Source organism: Mucilaginibacter gotjawali, assembly GCF_002355435.1.
Lineage (GTDB): Bacteria > Bacteroidota > Bacteroidia > Sphingobacteriales > Sphingobacteriaceae > Mucilaginibacter > Mucilaginibacter gotjawali.
This window is the reverse complement of record NZ_AP017313.1, coordinates 5,029,038-5,044,878: the sequence shown is the minus strand read 5'-3', so window position 1 is coordinate 5,044,878 and position 15,841 is coordinate 5,029,038. Positions and strand designations below refer to the sequence as shown.

14 protein-coding genes are annotated in these 15,841 nt (G+C 44.2%); 5 read left to right on the top strand and 9 right to left on the bottom strand.

The annotated features are described in order from the left end of the window. Positions 1–97 precede the first annotated feature (97 nt). From hemW to MgSA37_RS22245, 4 genes are all read left to right on the top strand, one after another. Positions 98–1,219, top strand: a complete 1,122-nt coding sequence (hemW, locus tag MgSA37_RS22260) for a radical SAM family heme chaperone HemW (RefSeq protein WP_096355149.1) — start codon at positions 98–100, stop codon at positions 1,217–1,219. A gap of 194 nt (positions 1,220–1,413) precedes the next feature. Continuing rightward, positions 1,414–1,965, top strand: coding sequence for a fasciclin domain-containing protein (locus MgSA37_RS22255; protein ID WP_096355147.1), 552 nt, complete (start codon positions 1,414–1,416; stop codon positions 1,963–1,965). 273 nt (positions 1,966–2,238) lie between these two features. Then, entirely contained in the window at positions 2,239–3,117 is an 879-nt protein-coding gene (locus MgSA37_RS22250) for a cupin-like domain-containing protein (RefSeq protein ID WP_096355145.1), read from the top strand. A 199-nt stretch (positions 3,118–3,316) separates the two neighbouring features. After that, positions 3,317–4,198 (top strand): cupin-like domain-containing protein, encoded by an 882-nt coding sequence (locus MgSA37_RS22245; protein WP_096355143.1) that lies wholly within the window; start codon positions 3,317–3,319, stop codon positions 4,196–4,198. A 257-nt stretch (positions 4,199–4,455) separates the two neighbouring features. Here MgSA37_RS22245 and MgSA37_RS22240 read toward each other — a convergent pair whose 3' ends face one another. The 8 genes from MgSA37_RS22240 to MgSA37_RS22205 all read right to left on the bottom strand — a co-directional run bounded on the left by MgSA37_RS22240 (position 4,456) and on the right by MgSA37_RS22205 (position 12,603). Continuing rightward, positions 4,456–5,343 carry a UbiA family prenyltransferase gene (locus tag MgSA37_RS22240; protein ID WP_172885357.1) on the bottom strand — a complete coding sequence of 296 codons (888 nt, stop codon included), beginning with the start codon at positions 5,341–5,343 and terminating at the stop codon, positions 4,456–4,458. Positions 5,344–5,372: 29 nt separating this feature from the next. Continuing rightward, positions 5,373–6,392, bottom strand: coding sequence for a metallophosphoesterase (locus MgSA37_RS22235; RefSeq protein WP_317046602.1), 1,020 nt, complete (start codon positions 6,390–6,392; stop codon positions 5,373–5,375). Between the two features lie 285 nt (positions 6,393–6,677). Next, complete coding sequence (locus tag MgSA37_RS22230; protein ID WP_096355139.1) at positions 6,678–8,183, bottom strand: sigma 54-interacting transcriptional regulator; 1,506 nt, start codon at positions 8,181–8,183, stop codon at positions 6,678–6,680. Positions 8,184–8,274: 91 nt separating this feature from the next. Then, complete coding sequence (locus MgSA37_RS22225) at positions 8,275–8,652, bottom strand: VOC family protein (RefSeq protein ID WP_096355137.1); 378 nt, start codon at positions 8,650–8,652, stop codon at positions 8,275–8,277. A 140-nt stretch (positions 8,653–8,792) separates the two neighbouring features. Beyond that, on the bottom strand, positions 8,793–9,890 hold the full coding sequence (locus tag MgSA37_RS22220; protein WP_096355135.1) for a vWA domain-containing protein: 1,098 nt from the start codon (positions 9,888–9,890) through the stop codon (positions 8,793–8,795). Between the two features lie 313 nt (positions 9,891–10,203). Next, complete coding sequence (locus MgSA37_RS28395) at positions 10,204–10,443, bottom strand: hypothetical protein (RefSeq protein WP_157750684.1); 240 nt, start codon at positions 10,441–10,443, stop codon at positions 10,204–10,206. A gap of 689 nt (positions 10,444–11,132) precedes the next feature. After that, on the bottom strand, positions 11,133–11,558 hold the full coding sequence (locus MgSA37_RS22210) for a hypothetical protein (protein WP_157750683.1): 426 nt from the start codon (positions 11,556–11,558) through the stop codon (positions 11,133–11,135). A gap of 181 nt (positions 11,559–11,739) precedes the next feature. Further along, entirely contained in the window at positions 11,740–12,603 is an 864-nt protein-coding gene (locus MgSA37_RS22205; protein ID WP_096355129.1) for a carbohydrate kinase family protein, read from the bottom strand. Between the two features lie 369 nt (positions 12,604–12,972). Here MgSA37_RS22205 and MgSA37_RS22200 point away from each other — a divergent pair, with 369 nt between their 5' ends. Then, complete coding sequence (locus tag MgSA37_RS22200; protein ID WP_096355127.1) at positions 12,973–14,148, top strand: serine hydrolase domain-containing protein; 1,176 nt, start codon at positions 12,973–12,975, stop codon at positions 14,146–14,148. A gap of 92 nt (positions 14,149–14,240) precedes the next feature. Here MgSA37_RS22200 and odhB read toward each other — a convergent pair whose 3' ends face one another. After that, on the bottom strand, positions 14,241–15,818 hold the full coding sequence (odhB, locus tag MgSA37_RS22195; RefSeq protein WP_096355125.1) for a 2-oxoglutarate dehydrogenase complex dihydrolipoyllysine-residue succinyltransferase: 1,578 nt from the start codon (positions 15,816–15,818) through the stop codon (positions 14,241–14,243). Positions 15,819–15,841: the final 23 nt, after the last annotated feature.

Genomic DNA, 15,841 nt, shown 5'->3' with positions numbered 1-15,841 from the left:
AAATAAAGTAAAAATAAAACAATTAAACATCTAATAATGAGCATTATATCTATTTTATTCTTTTGCCATTTTTCCTCATTTATGCTATCATAAAAACATGGCCGGCATCTATATCCACATCCCTTTTTGCAAACAGGCGTGTTATTACTGCGATTTTCATTTCAGTACCTCGCTAAAATATAAGGATGAGCTTTTAGAGGCTGTCCTTAAAGAAATCAGCCAGCAAAAAAACTATCTTGACGGCGAAACCATCGAAACGATTTACTTCGGCGGAGGTACACCATCTTTATTAACCGCTGATGAACTCAATTTAATTATCGGGACGATCACCAAGCTGCATGTGGTAAATTCAAATGCCGAAATTACCCTGGAAGCTAATCCTGATGACCTTGACAATGCTAAACTAAAGGCCCTGCGGCAAACCAATATCAATCGTTTAAGTATCGGCATTCAATCTTTTTTTGATGAGGACCTGCTATGGATGAACCGGGTACATAAAGGCGATGAAGCCGAAGCCTGCGTAAAAAGAGCGCAGGATATGGGGTTTGAAAACATAACCGTCGACCTTATTTATGGGTATCCATTATTAACGGATGCCAAATGGAAGCAAAACCTGGATAAAGTATTTGCGCTGGATGTGCCCCATGTTTCAACTTATTCCATGACAGTTGAGCCGCGCACGGCGCTGGCTTCCTTCATCAGCAAGAAAAAGCAACCGGCCATGGACGACCAGCAAAGCGCAGAACAATTTGTTTTGCTGATGGACGCCATGCAAACCCGGGGTTTCGAGCATTACGAGATCTCTAACTTTTGCAAACCGGGTAATTATTCAAGGCATAATGCTAATTACTGGAAAGGGGTAAAATACCTTGGCATTGGCCCTTCGGCGCACTCCTATAACCAGGAGGCCAGGCAATGGAACGTGGCCAATAATGCGAAATACATAGCAGCTTTGCAAAAAGGGGAAATACCCGCTGAGGAGGAAATACTGACCGAAGGCAACCGCCTGAATGAATATATCATGACCTCTTTAAGAACAATATGGGGACTTGATTTGAGGATGATTGAGAAAATTGCTGCCGGGGCATCTCCTGACCTGGTAAAAGTAGCGCAGGAATATTTTGAGCGTGGGTGGATCACTCAAAAAGATAATATTATTTACTTAACCCCAAATGGTAAATTATATGCTGATAAAATAGCTGCAGGGCTGTTTTTCTAAAACGCCGATCTAACTAACGGGTATTTGTAAAACCTGGGGGAATAACAAAAAACGGCGATCTCAAAAACCGGGTTGTTAATGCTGCCGTATCTTCTCCTAAAATAACATACATACCTTATGAAACCATCATGAGTTACAAAAAATAAAAACTACTCATGATAGCTTCATAACCTTTAAAAAACAAATTAAAACCTATGAAAAAATTAATGATCGCGGCCTTTGCATTAGCAGCTATTGCAATAGCGCCCAAAGCAAACGCACAAACAAACCCTATGGTAGGTGGCGCCGCCATGTACCCAACAAAAAACATTGTTGAAAATGCAGTAAATTCAAAAGACCACACTACGCTGGTGGCTGCCGTTAAAGCAGCCGGTTTGGTTGAAACACTGGAAAGTGCAGGGCCGTTTACCGTTTTCGCGCCAACAAACGAAGCCTTTGATAAACTGCCTGCGGGAACTGTTGGCACCCTTGTAAAACCTGAGAACAAGGCTACCCTGACTAAAATCTTAACCTATCATGTGGTGGCAGGCCGCATAAGTTCAGCCGATCTGTGGGCAAAAGTTAAAGCCGGTGACGGTAAAGCGGAATTAAAAACCGTTGAAGGCGGCACTTTAACCGTAATGGCAAAAGGTAAAAAACTGTACCTGGTTGACGAAAAAGGCGGCAAATCATGGATAACTATTGCCGATGTATTTCAAAGCAATGGGGTGATCCATGTGGTGAATACCGTATTGATGCCTGACTAAATAGTTTGCAGTTTTGAGCAGGCAGTTTGCAGATGGATGGCCGTCTGGCATAGCTAATTTCTCAATATTTATTCATCTATCTATGAAATCAAACCCGGTTGCCCATGGCGCCGGGTTTTTTAGGTTTTATTTGATTTAACAAAATCTCGTTTCATACTGCAAACTGCCCACTTCCAACTGCAAACTGAAATTGTCAGAAAACTATCAGAAACAAAGATGATGTTTAAACGTTTTTACCTTTTATTTACTTTTGCACGTTAAATAATTGTGAACATGAGCATCGTACTAACCCCTATAGACCGCGTTGATGATATCAATAAAGAGGATTTTATTAACAATTATTTAATTCCGCGCAAGCCGTTGATCATTCGCAAAGCCACCGAAAGCTGGCCTGCGCTGCAAAAGTGGACTTTTGATTATTTGAAAGATGTGGTGGGTGACCAGGTAGTTCCTTTGTATGACAGCGCAAAGGCCGATCCCTCAAAACCAATAAACGCTGCTGCTGCGGAAATGAAGTTTGGCGATTATATCGACCTGATACAAAAACAACCCACCGACCTGCGGATATTTTTATTTGACCCTATAAAATTTGCGCCAAAATTGCTGGATGATTACCGCTCGCCTACTAACCTGATGGGCGGCTTTTTAGATAAGTATCCCAATATGTTTTTTGGCGGGGCCGGATCAGTTACTTTTTTGCATTATGATATCGACCTTGCCCATATCTTCCATACCCATTTTAACGGGCGCAAGCACGTGATCCTGTTCGACCAAAAATGGAGCGAACGTCTTTATTGTATCCCTTTTGCCACCTATGCGCTGGAGGACTACGATATTGAAAACCCCGATTTTAAAAAATTCCCTGCCCTTGATGGGGTAGAAGGGCAGGAGGCTATCCTGGAACACGGTGATACACTGTTTATGCCCACCGGTTTTTGGCACTGGATGAAATACCTCGACGGGTCATTTTCTATCTCACTGCGTGCCTGGGATAAATCATGGGGTATTAAAGCAAAAAGCCTGTATAATCTGACGATACAGCGGAAGTTTGACGACCTGATGAAGAAGAATTTTAACGTTAAATATATGGCCTGGAAAGAGGATCTGGCTATTAAACGCGCGGAAAAAGCGCTGGCCGAAGGGGAGTTGTAGAGAGCCAAGAGTCAAGAGCCAGGAACCAGGAAAAGAATCGCCTATTTACTATACCTTGGTTCTCGATTCCTGGCTCTTGGCTCTCGTCTCTATCTTTTAACATTTTATTAATGTGCAGGATATATTGGTATCGTTACTTTGTTAATTCCCTATCCGTAGTTTTTTACTTTGACCTGGAATTTACGGGAATCAACGAAGCATGAGTTTTATCCTCCACCCCATTGATATCGTAGATCATATTAGTCCCGAAGATTTTGCCGCTAATTATTTGACCCCGCGACGGCCTTTAATTATCAAAGGCCTTACCCATAACTGGCCCGCTTTGCAGAAATGGACTCCCGGATATTTGAAACAGGTTGTTGGCGACAAAATAGTCCCGTTATATGATAACTCCAAAGCTGACCCTGCAAAACCAATCAATTCAGCAGCCGCAGAAATGCCTTTTGATGCGTATATCGACCTGATCATGTCGGAACCTACCGAGTTAAGGATCTTCTTTTTCAATATATTTAAACAGGCCCCGCAATTGCTCAATGATATCGCCTTCCCAAAGGATTTAATGGGTGGTTTTATCGAGAGCATGCCCTCCATGTTTTTTGGCGGATCGGATTCGGTTACTTTTTTGCACTATGATATCGACCTGCCGCATATCTTCCATACCCATTTTGGAGGGAAAAAGCAGGTAATCTTGTTTGAGAATAAATGGAAACGCCGTTTATATTGCATCCCCAATGCCACTTATGCGCTGGAAGATTATGATGTGCTTCGGCCAGACTTCAAAAAATTCCCGGCCCTTGAAGGCGTCGAAGGTACCGAAGCGTTTTTAGAACATGGCGACACGCTGTTTATGCCTACAGGGTACTGGCACTGGATGAAGTATGTAGAAGGCGGCTATTCATTAAGCCTTCGCGCCTGGGATGCTTCTTTGTCACGCAAGGCAGCAAGTGTTTATAACCTAGCCATAAAGGGCGGATTGGATAGTGCGCTGAAAATAGCTTTTAAGGCCAATTACGCCAGGTACCGCGAAAACCTGGCCGTTAAGCGTGCGCATAAGGAGCTGGCCGCTGGAAAGCCTTTTTAAGTAAAGAGTCTTAAGGCAAATGCTAACGTTCAATGTCCATTAAGTTAATCTGAGTTCGAGACAAGAAAAACCTTTGCCCCATCGGGGCTACCGCTTTGTAGAAACCAAATACCAAGAATAATTGCCACGTCAGTGGCTACCCTTCGCGAATTGGGTAGCCGCTGACGCGGCAAAATAACGGTTGAACGTTGTGCTGCAAAGCGGTAGTCCGCCTATGGCGGGGCATACTACAATAATATTCAATTTTTATTTCAAAATTACAGCAACCCGCCAAGCCAGTGAAACAGCAGGAGCGCCAGGTATTGCAGGATGAGTACCCCGTCTAAAAAGAAAAAATAATAGTATTCATTCTTTTCCCAGGTTGATTTAAAGATGAGCCAGCCGGCCAATGCTACCGTAATGGTTAATGCAAAAAAATCGGTATTAAAACCGTTTCCGCGGAAAAGAAACAATAAAACAACATAGCCGGCCAGTAATACCTGGCAAAATATATAGGCCTTTTTCTCTCCAAAGGCTACGGGGATGGTTTTCAGGCCGGATTGCTGGTCTTCAAAAAGATCGCGGATATCAAAAGGCACGGTAAGGGCAGCTATCAGTAAAAAGCGTTTGGCGATCAGGATCGTCGTGTCACGCATCGAAATGGTTGTAAGATGGATATGTTGCGCCTCCAAAACCGGTAATAAAACGGTGCTCATGGTCCATACCAGCGTTATCAGGAATTGCTTTAGTCCGGGGATATTCCGTAAGCCAAATTTTTGTTCGCCCATTGTAAACAATGGGATGCTGTAAGCGAAAGAAAGGGCAGCCAAAAATATGAGCAAGATTCTTGATTCCGTTGACATCAAAAAGAATAGCGGAATGAGGGAAAGTAACGAAACAATGCTAAAGGTCACCATTAACCGGTAATGCGCAAAAAACCAGCGAACGCGCCTGTATTGAGATTGTTCGGGATTTTTTGGCCGGGTTAATAAAATGCTGAAATTATAAATGCCGATAGTGGAGGTAAAAAGCAGCCAGGTAACTGATGCAACAGGTTTTGCCCCTGCCAGGTAGAAAGTTACAAGCCCCTGTGCCACGGCACACAATGCCATAAAAACATTGCTGAAAAGCAAAAAGTCAAAAGCCTGCTGCAATATTTTCTTCATCGTTTTTCTGGATGGCAAACCGGCATTTTTTAGCTGAGCGATTGTAAAGGATCTGGTCCGGCTTTTAATGTAAATATCGTAATCTCCGGCAATATTCCAACCCTTCCCCTGAAACCAAAAAATCCGTAGCCCACATTAACATAAATTTGCTGTTTGCCTTCACGGTAAAAGCCGGCCCACTCGTTATACAGGTATTCAACCGGGCTCCATTGAAAATGTTCTGTCCTCAGCCCAAATTGCATACCATGGGTGTGCCCGGCAAACACCATATCAATTTGCGGGTAATGTGGTAATACCTGCGCCCGCCAGTGCGAAGGGTCGTGCGACAAAAGTAATTTCACCGGCAGATCATCGGTATTTTTTACAGCCAGGTCCATCCGGCCATATTTTGGGAAGCGGCTTAATTCGCCCCAGTTTTCGATCCCGAGGATACCAATTTCTTCGTTACCTATTTTTAAACGGCGGTTCTCATTCCTTAACAAATCCCAGCCCATGTTTTTGTGGGTTTGTACCAGGTCATCCAGATTTTTCTGTTTGGCCGCAGGGGTGGCCCAGTCCGCATAATCGCCGTAATCATGATTTCCAAGAGAAGAAAACACACCTAAAGGCGCTTTCACCTTGTTGAAAATATCCTGGTAATCGCGCATTTCGTTGGTTTGTTCATTCACCAGGTCGCCTGTAAAAAATATGACATCAGGTTTTTCGCCAAGCAGCATTTCAACCCCGCCCAAAACTGCTTTCTTATCAAAAAAACTGCCGGAATGAATATCTGAAATTTGCCCGAGTTTCATCCCGTCAAAAGCCTTTGGCAGGTTGGGCAGGTAAAGGTTATGCCGTTTTACCTGGTAATCATACAAACCGCTTTTCATGTTCAGCTTAAAAGCCGCCAGCGGAACAGCGCCGGCAAGCAACCCCGCTTTTAGTAAAAATTCAGAACGCGGGATCGTATCGGGGGCGTGTTTTGTTTCAGGTGCCAGGGTGCCGGTTTTCTTTAATTTTCTGCCGGTGAAAATACTTAAGCGGCGCAAATCATCAATCAATAAAAGCAAGGCAAAGCAAGCTTTAAAAAGTAGAAGACCAAAAAACGCAAGGACAATGACGAGCCTCAGCCCCAGGTCAATCTTTACGTATACTGCCAGCAGCAAACCGCCAAGCAGTACCGTGGTAACAGTTATCCAGGTAATTAAAAACCATCTTTTACCAATAAATTTCCATTTTACCGAAAGCTTGCTCAGCCCTTTGAAAACATAAACATCCAGTAATAATACAATGGCAATAAAAAAAGCAGATTAAGCGTTACGCCTTCCATCCTCAGGGGTTAAAATGAAACAAAATTAATAGCGGTCGTCATCAATGTCAAGGTCGTCATCATCCGGTTGCAGGTTGAACAGGCTGTTAAACATATCCGAAAACGCGAAGCCGTTATCAAGGAAACCTTTGTTCAGCTGCGAAAATTCCGACAGTCCGTGTAAAACAAATTCCATCATTAATAACTCCTGGTTCTCTGTCAACCTTGGATGCAGTTTTTTTACAAGGCTCTTCAATCCACTAACGGCATTAAGCGCTTTTTTGTATTCATGCAGCGGCAATTCGTCAATCACGGCTAAATTATTGCCATCGCCAAACCAATTGATGATCTCCGCATAAGGATTTGGGGCCTTTGCTTTCTTTGTTTTTTCGGGATCGGGAAAAAACTGCAGCAACAGTGTTTTAATGGCTTTACCGATCAGGATATTGGCAACTTTGCCAGGGCCTTCCAGTTCGCCTTCGTATACCAGCTCGATTTTGCCGGTGATGGCAGGGATTACGCCCAGGAAATCAGAAATACGGACGAAGGTGTTTTTTTCGCCATTGATCAGCATGCGCCTTTCGGCGTTGCTTACCAGGTTTTCAAATGCCGATATGGTTAAACGTGCCGAAACGCCCGATTTTTTGTCGATAAATTCTGAATTCCGGGCCTCAAAAGCAATTTGTTCCACCAGGTCTTTTACCAAATCATCCACCTCAATGGTCGAACGTTGTTCGGGGGTGAGTGATGCTTCCTGCTGGGTAATTTTACGGGAAACGTCGATGGTACGCGGGTAGTGTGTTAAGATCTGGCTTTCAATACGATCCTTTAACGGGGTTACGATAGAGCCGCGGTTGGTGTAATCCTCGGGGTTTGCGGTGAACACAAACTGAATATCCAGCGGCAGGCGCAGTTTAAAACCACGGATCTGGATGTCCCGTTCCTGTAAAATATTAAATAGTGAAACCTGGATCCGTGCCTGAAGATCGGGCAGTTCGTTAATCACAAAAATGCCCCGATGTGCGCGGGGGATCAAACCAAAATGGATCACCCGCTCATCCGAATAAGTCAGTTTCAAGGTGGCCGCCTTGATGGGGTCAACATCCCCGATCAGATCGGCAACCGTTACATCGGGTGTGGCCAGTTTTTCGGTATAGCGTTCAGAGCGGTGGATCCAGCCAATCGGGGTATCGTCTCCTTTGGTAATAATTTCATTATGCCCGAACCAGGATATAGGCGCCAAAGGGTCATCATACAATTCCGATCCTTCAATATAAGGCATATATTCATCCAGCAGGTTCACCAGCAGGCGGGCAATCCGGGTTTTAGCCTGCCCGCGCAAACCCAGCAATAATATATTGTGGCGCGAAAGAATGGCAGTTTGCAGGTCGGGGATAACGGTATCCTCAAAACCGATGATCCCTTCAAAGCCTCCCTCGCCATGCTGCAATTGTTTGATCAGGTTTGCCCTTAATTCTTCTTTAACCGACCGGCTTTTATAATCCGTCTTTTTTAACTCGCCGAGGGTTCTGATATTTAATAGTTTGTTCATCTTTTTAATTTGAAAATTTGATGATTTGAAAATTTGAAAATGAAGCGCATAACATCTTCAAATTTTCAAATTAGCACATCTTCAAATGCGTTTATATATTACTGCTCACTTCGATCAGGTTTTGATCGGGGTCGCGAAAATAGATAGAAGTTACTTTCCCGTTTACGCCGGGCCGCTGCACTATACCCTCTATGGGTATGTTTTTGTTTTCGAGTTCTGCTTTGATCTGCTCGACAGATTCTTTTACTTTAAAGCCGATGTCAATTGCCCCGGGTGTGGGTATGTGTGCCTCCGGACTAAACCGCATACCTTTTTGGTGCAGGGTAAATCGTTGGTCGCCGAATTTTAAGGCTCTTTTCCTGGCGGTAATTATTTCGATCTCCATCCCTAAAATATCACGGTAGAATGCGCAGGTTTCCTCAACGTCTTTTACGGTTAATACCAGGTGATTTATACGGTCGATATTCATTGTCATTAGGTCATTAAGTCATTGGGTCATTGGTGTGTTTTTCATTAACCCGTCGCACATGTTTTTATCATCTGCACATCTTTCCCACATCCGCACATCTTTCTCTCATCTGCACATCCGCACATTTGCATATCCGCACATTATCTTACTGTTTTCCTCCGGTTCCGGATGTAATCTTCAAAAATATATTCGCCCAGGCCATTCAGTGAGCTATAAAACGCTTTGCCGCCATTTGTCTCTGTAAATTTACGAACAAACTGTTGCAGGTAGGGGTCCTTGGCGATCATAAATGTGGTGATGGGTATTTTTAACCTTTTGCACTGGGCCGCCATGTTAAGGGTTTTATTAACCACTTTACGGTCGAGCCCGATGCTGTTTTTATAATATTTAGTACCTTCTTTTAAACAGGTGGGCTTGCCATCGGTGATCATAAAGATCTGCTTGTTATGGGTTTTACGCCTGCGCAACAGATCAGTAGCCAGTTCGAGCCCGGCATAGGTGTTGGTATGATAAGGGCCAACCTGCAAATAGGGCAGATCTTTTAAAGTAATGGGCCAGGCATCATTGCCAAAAACAACAATATCCAGCGTGTCTTTAGGGTATTTGGTGCGAATCAGCTCGGCAAGGGCCATGGCCACTTTTTTGGCCGGGGTGATCCTGTCTTCACCGTAAAGGATCATGGAGTGCGAAATATCGATCATCAGTACGGTGGAAGTAAGGGTTTTGTAGTCCATTTCTTCCACTTCCAGGTCGCGTTCGGTCATCATAAAATCGCCGATGCCATGGTTAACCTGGGCGTTATGGATGGATTGCGTCATGTTGATCTGGTCGGAACTGTCGCCAAACTCAAACTCCCTGCGTTCGGCATTCTTTTCATCGCCCTGACCCGATTGTGGGGAGCGGTGATTGCCTTTGCCTGATTTTTTCAGCTTGCCGAAAATTTCTTCCAGCGCTGATTCGCGGATGCTTTGCTCGGTTTTAGCGGTGATATTAAAATTGCCTTTTTCGTTGTCTTCGGTCAGGTAGCCTTTTTGCTTCAGGTCGTCAATAAAATCACCCATCCCGTATTCGTTATTGGTAATGTTGTATTGCTTATCCAGCTCATTCATCCAGGCCAAAGCTTCGCCAGCATCGCCGGCGGTGTAGTTTAGCAATTCCAAAAATAATTTCAGTAAATCTTCAAACCCGCCTTTCGGAATCTGGCTGGGTTTATACTTCGAGAACTCAAAACCACGCATACGGTACCCTTTCTGATATAAAGAAACGGATTATTTTTTTGAAAAGTTTGGGGTGAGAGGTAATTTATTGGAATTGTTAGGAAAGGATGACAAACCCCCTGTTGTTTGAAAGCTTAAATCTTTTTACCCTCTTTGCCGATTTCGGCAGAGAGGGTCGACCATCCGCCTAAAGGCGGAGTAGTCGGGGTGAGTAGACTATACGAGCGACATTACCGTAAATGCATTGGCGCCAATGTCCGCCGGGTTGACTCACCCGGTCTTTGCTACGCTCGACCACCCTCTCTTTTGCAGGCAAAAAAGAGGGTAGCTGCAGTTATTTGCCCTGGTATTTACTTTGGTTGGCATAGAGGGTAGAAAGCAATTGCTCCCTGTTGTTGATTTCAGGCTGAATTTGTATCCAGCCTTCCCCTTTCATCCTCCTGGTAAAAGCAGGGATACTTGTGTCGTAGAGATTTATAATGCCATTTGATTTCTCTTCAATTTTTAAGCTGCGCCACCCGAGCTTTTGAGATAGCATCATTTCGCCTTTATACTCGATGCCCTTGTCGTTCAAGGTTATTTCAAGTGTTTTGTATGTCTTTATTAATTTTTTTGATTTTAAAAATATAAGAAGGCTTACGAAAACGCAATAAAATAGAAACGGCATTAAATAAAAATTTAAACTTTTTATAGAGGGATCTAAGAATTGAAGAATTAAAACGAAGATATATGGAAGCAAGAATATTTTCCCTGTGCTTAATAAAAATCTTTTCCTGATGTTGTTTAACCTGGATTGGTCAATACTAAATGTTTGCTGCATGATGTAGTGACGCAATAAGTAGGTCTGGGTTTAGAATAAATTAAGGATATGGTTTCGCCTCTCGCTTCCCATCCACAAAAACCACGCATAGGGTACCCTTTCTGATATAAAGAAACGGATTATTTTTTTGAAAAGTTTGGGGTGAGGTGTAATTTATTGGAATTGTTAGGAAAGGATGACAAACCTCATGCTGTTTGAAAGCTTGATTTTTTTACCCTCTTTGCCGATTTCGGCAGAGAGGATCGACCATCCGCCTAAAGGCGGAGTAGTCGGGGTGAGTAGACTATACGAGCGACATTACCGTAAATGCATTGGCGCCAATGTCCGCCGGGTTGACTCACCCGGTCTTTGCTTCGCTCGACCACCCTCTCTTTTGCAGGCAAAAAAGAGGGTAGCTACAGTTATTTTTTTTGGGATAGTCTTACTCCCAGCGGGGGGGGATTTTAATCCTTTGATGCAGTTTCGGATTCTAACATAGCAAGCAATTTGGTTTGTTTGTCAATCCAAAAATATCGTCGCCATTCTTTATCGGTTTTTTGATCTTCTTTCATAAAAACACTTTTCCTGATACGACCGCAATAAAGAAAAGCTTCTTCGTAACCGCCATCTACTGATATTAGAGGATTAAATTTGTGTCTTTTCCGCATTGCTGCTCCATACTGATCTCTTTTATTCAGAATGGGGATAATAGAAAGAAAATAGTCAAGGGATTTAACGTTTGTTAATTTTTTCTTGATAGGCGGATAGCCACAATTAAAGGTTGACGAATAGTATTTGTTGTTTTGTTTATAAATGATGGCATTTACCCTTTGTACCCAGCCAGTCCCAACATCGCATTGATGTGTCGGAACGGTGTCGGTTGGTTTCATTGATATCAAGCACTCGCCACAGTATGCATGATAATATTCAATCGTGTCGACATGATTTTTGTGCAAAGAATCGACCGTATGAGATACCCATTTTTCCAAACTTACCTTTTGAGCGTCAGCAAAATGTATGCTTAATATGATAGAAAGGAAACTTAAAAGCCAGCATTTCATTTAAGAGCAATTAAAGTGATAATACGCTTTCATCATAAACCGGATTCGCTCCCCGTTTCCCCGCCACAAAAGCGCCGATCTTACAAGCTGTTTCCAGGATCTGCGGCATCGGCTGCCCTTTTAACAATCCGTTTACAAATGCGGCCAAAAATGAGTCGCCCGCGCCTACGGTATCTACAACTTCAACCTTGCAGCCAGGGTTTTCATAAAACTCATAATCATGCCATACAATGGCGCCATCTCCGCCACGAGTTACGCAAATGGTTTGGGCATGGTATTTTGAGCGGAATTCTAAAATGCCTTCCTTCAGGTTTTCGGGGGTGCCACCGATAAGCAATGCCGCTTCATCTTCATTCATTTTGATCACATTGGCTCCGGCAGCCAGTGTTTCAATGGTGGATAAAGTATAATGCGGCGGGCGCAGGTTAACGTCAAATATTTTTAGGGCGGTGGTTTCATTCAGTAAGTTCAGCAAAGTATCGCGGGTAGTGGTATCGCGGCAGGCCAGGCTGCCGTAAACAATAGCAGATGCTTCTTTTGCGGCTTCATCCAGGTTGTTATCATGCTGAATGTTATCCCAGGACACCGGTTGAGGGATGATATAGGTAGCGTGCCCGTGTTTATCCAGCTGCACGGTTACTTCGCAGGTAGGCAGGTGGGTATCTACCTGGATCAGGTCGCTGTAAAGGCCATTGGCTTTTAAAAAATCAACCAGGCCATGGCCCGATTCATCGTCGCCAACACGACTGGCAAATAAAACATCTGCACCCTGCTGTACCAGGTGCCTTGCCACATTCATGGGGGCGCCGCCGGCAACTTTTTCGTCGCCAAAAGCATCCCATAGTATTTCGCCGAAGCAGAGAATAGTATTCATTTTGAGGTGAAAATTGGTCCGGGTTTACCGGGTTGTTAAAGGTAAAATGTTTTTTGATAAATTTATTTAAATTGCATGATGAAGAGGGTGATTTTATATTGTTTCGTGGGTCTTAGGTCATTCGTCCTGATCAGCATGTCGTAGAGACGTGATGCATCACGTCTCTACCCGGTATGTAACCTTATTCTATTATAAAGAAAACAATCCATCTGCATATGAAAAATTGACCGGAAAAGATTTACGAAGTTTTTAAACGGCGAGGCCCTCAATGAGGCCTTTGAGAAAAAACAATACCGAATTAAACTTCGTAAATGACTAGCTCGGTAAACAGCCTTGTAACTAATCCCTCTTCCCGCACGTCTTATCTTTATGATGAAGATATTTTACGTCTGCCTTTTTTCATTACTAAATCTGTCAGTTCAGCTGACCACCGCGCAAATTGCAAAGCCATTGTTAACCGACAACCCTTTAAAAAACCACCTCGATTCGGCTATTCAAAAAGGTGCGGCTGATTACATGAAAAATGAAGGCGCAGTTGGGCTATTGATAGGCGTTTGTAAAGATGGTCGTAATTTTATGTATAGCTATGGCGAATCGGTAAAGGGTACGGGCCAGTTACCACGATACGACCAATTATTTAACCTGGGATCGGTTGCCAAAACTTTTGTGGGCACCATGCTTGCAGAGGCGGTAATTGAAAAAAAGGTAAAACTAACAGATGATATCCGGCTTTATCTGCCCGGTGAGTACCCCAACCTGCAATACCAGGGGCACCCGGTGCGCCTGGTTGATATAGCAAGCCATACCTCGGGCATGCCTGGTTCTGCAAGGGATTTCCCTGCTTCCGTTATGGATAGCGTTAAAAAGCTTCTACTACCCGGTCAGCTTAACTTTTATCTTCGTTATAACCAGGATTCACTGTTAATCGATCTGCATCATTTTAAAATTGATACCATTCCGGGTACCAAATACCGTTACAATGGCAATGCCATGGAGGTATTGATCCTGTTGTTGGAAAGAATCTATAAACAGCCGTATGAGGTACTGGTAACCCATTATCTTAAAACCCATCTCGGTATGTACGATACCCGCACCAGGATCCCGGTGGCACAACTTAGCCGGTTTATACAGGGATATGATGGCGCCGGGAACGCGATAACATGGTGCGATTTGAAAGCCTATCCCAGTGGAGACATCAATACCAACTTGTTTTACCCGGGAGGCCCCAGCATGAACTCGACCATGAACGATATGATGAAATATCTGCAGGCGCAGCTGACAGAGCAAGATCCTGCTGTTAAGCTAAGCCACCAGCTGGTTTGGGGCAGTAACCCTAAAGATTTTGCCATCGGTTTAAACTGGATGTACGATCTGGAGGATGGCGTTAAGGACTATTACCATACCGGCCACACCGGAATAGGTTTTAATACCATATGTGAGTTTTATCCCACCGAGCAAATTGGTTTTATGATTGTTGTTAACGATAATATCAGCCAGGATAAGGTATCTCAACTGGAAAATGAGCTGCACAAGGCAGTAAAATAAAAAATCCGGCAATTTAAATTGCCGGATTTTTATGAGTTTATACCGCAAGGTATTATTTTTAAGCCCCCCAACCGGGGGAGGTTTGGAGGGGGCTACACCCCCAATAACAATCTTGTTGGATCTTCCAGCAATTGTTTTACCCTCACCAAAAAGCTTACCGATTCGCGGCCGTCAATGATGCGGTGATCATAAGATAACGCTACATACATCATCGGGCGGATAACTACCTGCCCGTTTACAGCCACAGGGCGCTCAATGATATTGTGCATACCCAATATAGCCGATTGCGGCGAATTAATGATAGGGGTTGACATCATCGAACCAAAAACACCGCCATTGGTGATGGTGAAGGTACCGCCGGTCATTTCTTCGAGGGTTAATTTATTATCGCGGGCTTTTACGGCCAGGGCTGCGACGGCTTTTTCAATACCGGCCAGGCTGAGGCTTTCGGCGTTGCGGATCACCGGAACTACCAAGCCCTTTGGCGCAGATACAGCGATGGAAATATCAGCGAAATTACTGTAAACTACTTCTTCGCCTTCAATGCGGGCGCCAACTGCAGGCCATTCTTTCAGTGCTTCGCAAACTGCTTTGGTGAAGAACGACATAAAGCCAAGGCCAACGCCATGTTTTTCTTTGAATTTATCTTTGTATTTAGCACGCAGTTCCATGATGGGCGCCATATCCACTTCGTTAAAAGTGGTGAGCATTGCAGTCTCATTTTTAACCGCAACCAAACGTTTAGCCACTGTTTTGCGCAGTGAAGACATTTTTTCGCGGCGATCTGTTCTTGAACCGGGCGCTGCTGCTTCAATCTTGGGCGCAGGTGCTGCAGGTTTAGCCGGTTCTACGATTTGGCTTTGGGCCGCTTTACTTATTTGCGGGTTTTCGGATACTTTTTCAGCAAGCAGGGCATCCTCTTTGGTGATCCTGCCGCCAACACCGGTTCCGCTTAGTGCTTTGGCATCTACGCCTTTTTCAGCTAAAATTTTAGCCGCTGCGGGTGACGGTGTTCCGGAAGCATACGCTGGATTGCTGTTATTTAGTACGGGAGCAGCTGATGGTGCCGTTTCTGCAGCTTTTGCAGCGCCAGCGCCTTCAATGGTACATACTACTGCGCCAATCGGTAAAGTATCGCCCTCTTTGGCAATTGTTTTTAATATGCCTGCTTTTTCGGCAGTTAGTTCAAAAGTTGCTTTATCTGATTCAAGTTCGGCGATGGGCTCATCCATAGCAACGGTATCGCCGTCCTTTTTTATCCAACGCGACAGCGTTACCTCGGTAATGGATTCGCCTACAGTTGGCACTTTCACCTGCAACGAACCGGAGGTAGCGGTTGCAGCTCCATTAGTTGCCGGAACAGGTGCGGGGGCAGTCGCAGCTATAACTGGCTGCGCGGCCGGTGCACTTTCTTTTACAGCTGAACCAGCAGCGCCGCCATCTTCAATGGTAGCTACCACAGCGCCGATTGGCAGGGTATCGCCTTCCTTCGCCACAATTTTTAAAATACCTGCTTTTTCGGCAGTAAGTTCAAAGGTTGCCTTGTCTGATTCCAACTCGGCAATTACTTCATCCATTTTAACCTCATCGCCGTCTTTCTTTTTCCAGCTGGCCAAGGTTACTTCGGTAATAGATTCGCCAACCGGCGGAACTTTGATCGTTAAACTCATTTTTTGTTTTTGTAGTTATATAA

Bases quoted from the DNA above. Each gene is read 5' to 3' on its own strand.
- hemW (WP_096355149.1), top strand. From the start codon at position 98: ATGGCCGGCATCTATATCCACATCCCTTTTTGCAAACAGGCGTGTTAT.
- MgSA37_RS22255 (WP_096355147.1), top strand. From the start codon at position 1,414: ATGAAAAAATTAATGATCGCGGCCTTTGCATTAGCAGCTATTGCAATA.
- MgSA37_RS22250 (WP_096355145.1), top strand. From the start codon at position 2,239: ATGAGCATCGTACTAACCCCTATAGACCGCGTTGATGATATCAATAAA.
- MgSA37_RS22245 (WP_096355143.1), top strand. From the start codon at position 3,317: ATGAGTTTTATCCTCCACCCCATTGATATCGTAGATCATATTAGTCCC.
- MgSA37_RS22240 (WP_172885357.1), bottom strand. From the start codon at position 5,343: ATGAAGAAAATATTGCAGCAGGCTTTTGACTTTTTGCTTTTCAGCAAT.
- MgSA37_RS22230 (WP_096355139.1), bottom strand. From the start codon at position 8,183: ATGAACAAACTATTAAATATCAGAACCCTCGGCGAGTTAAAAAAGACG.
- MgSA37_RS22225 (WP_096355137.1), bottom strand. From the start codon at position 8,652: ATGAATATCGACCGTATAAATCACCTGGTATTAACCGTAAAAGACGTT.
- MgSA37_RS22220 (WP_096355135.1), bottom strand. From the start codon at position 9,890: ATGCGTGGTTTTGAGTTCTCGAAGTATAAACCCAGCCAGATTCCGAAA.
- MgSA37_RS22210 (WP_157750683.1), bottom strand. From the start codon at position 11,558: ATGAAACCAACCGACACCGTTCCGACACATCAATGCGATGTTGGGACT.
- MgSA37_RS22205 (WP_096355129.1), bottom strand. From the start codon at position 12,603: ATGAATACTATTCTCTGCTTCGGCGAAATACTATGGGATGCTTTTGGC.
- MgSA37_RS22200 (WP_096355127.1), top strand. From the start codon at position 12,973: ATGATGAAGATATTTTACGTCTGCCTTTTTTCATTACTAAATCTGTCA.
- odhB (WP_096355125.1), bottom strand. From the start codon at position 15,818: ATGAGTTTAACGATCAAAGTTCCGCCGGTTGGCGAATCTATTACCGAA.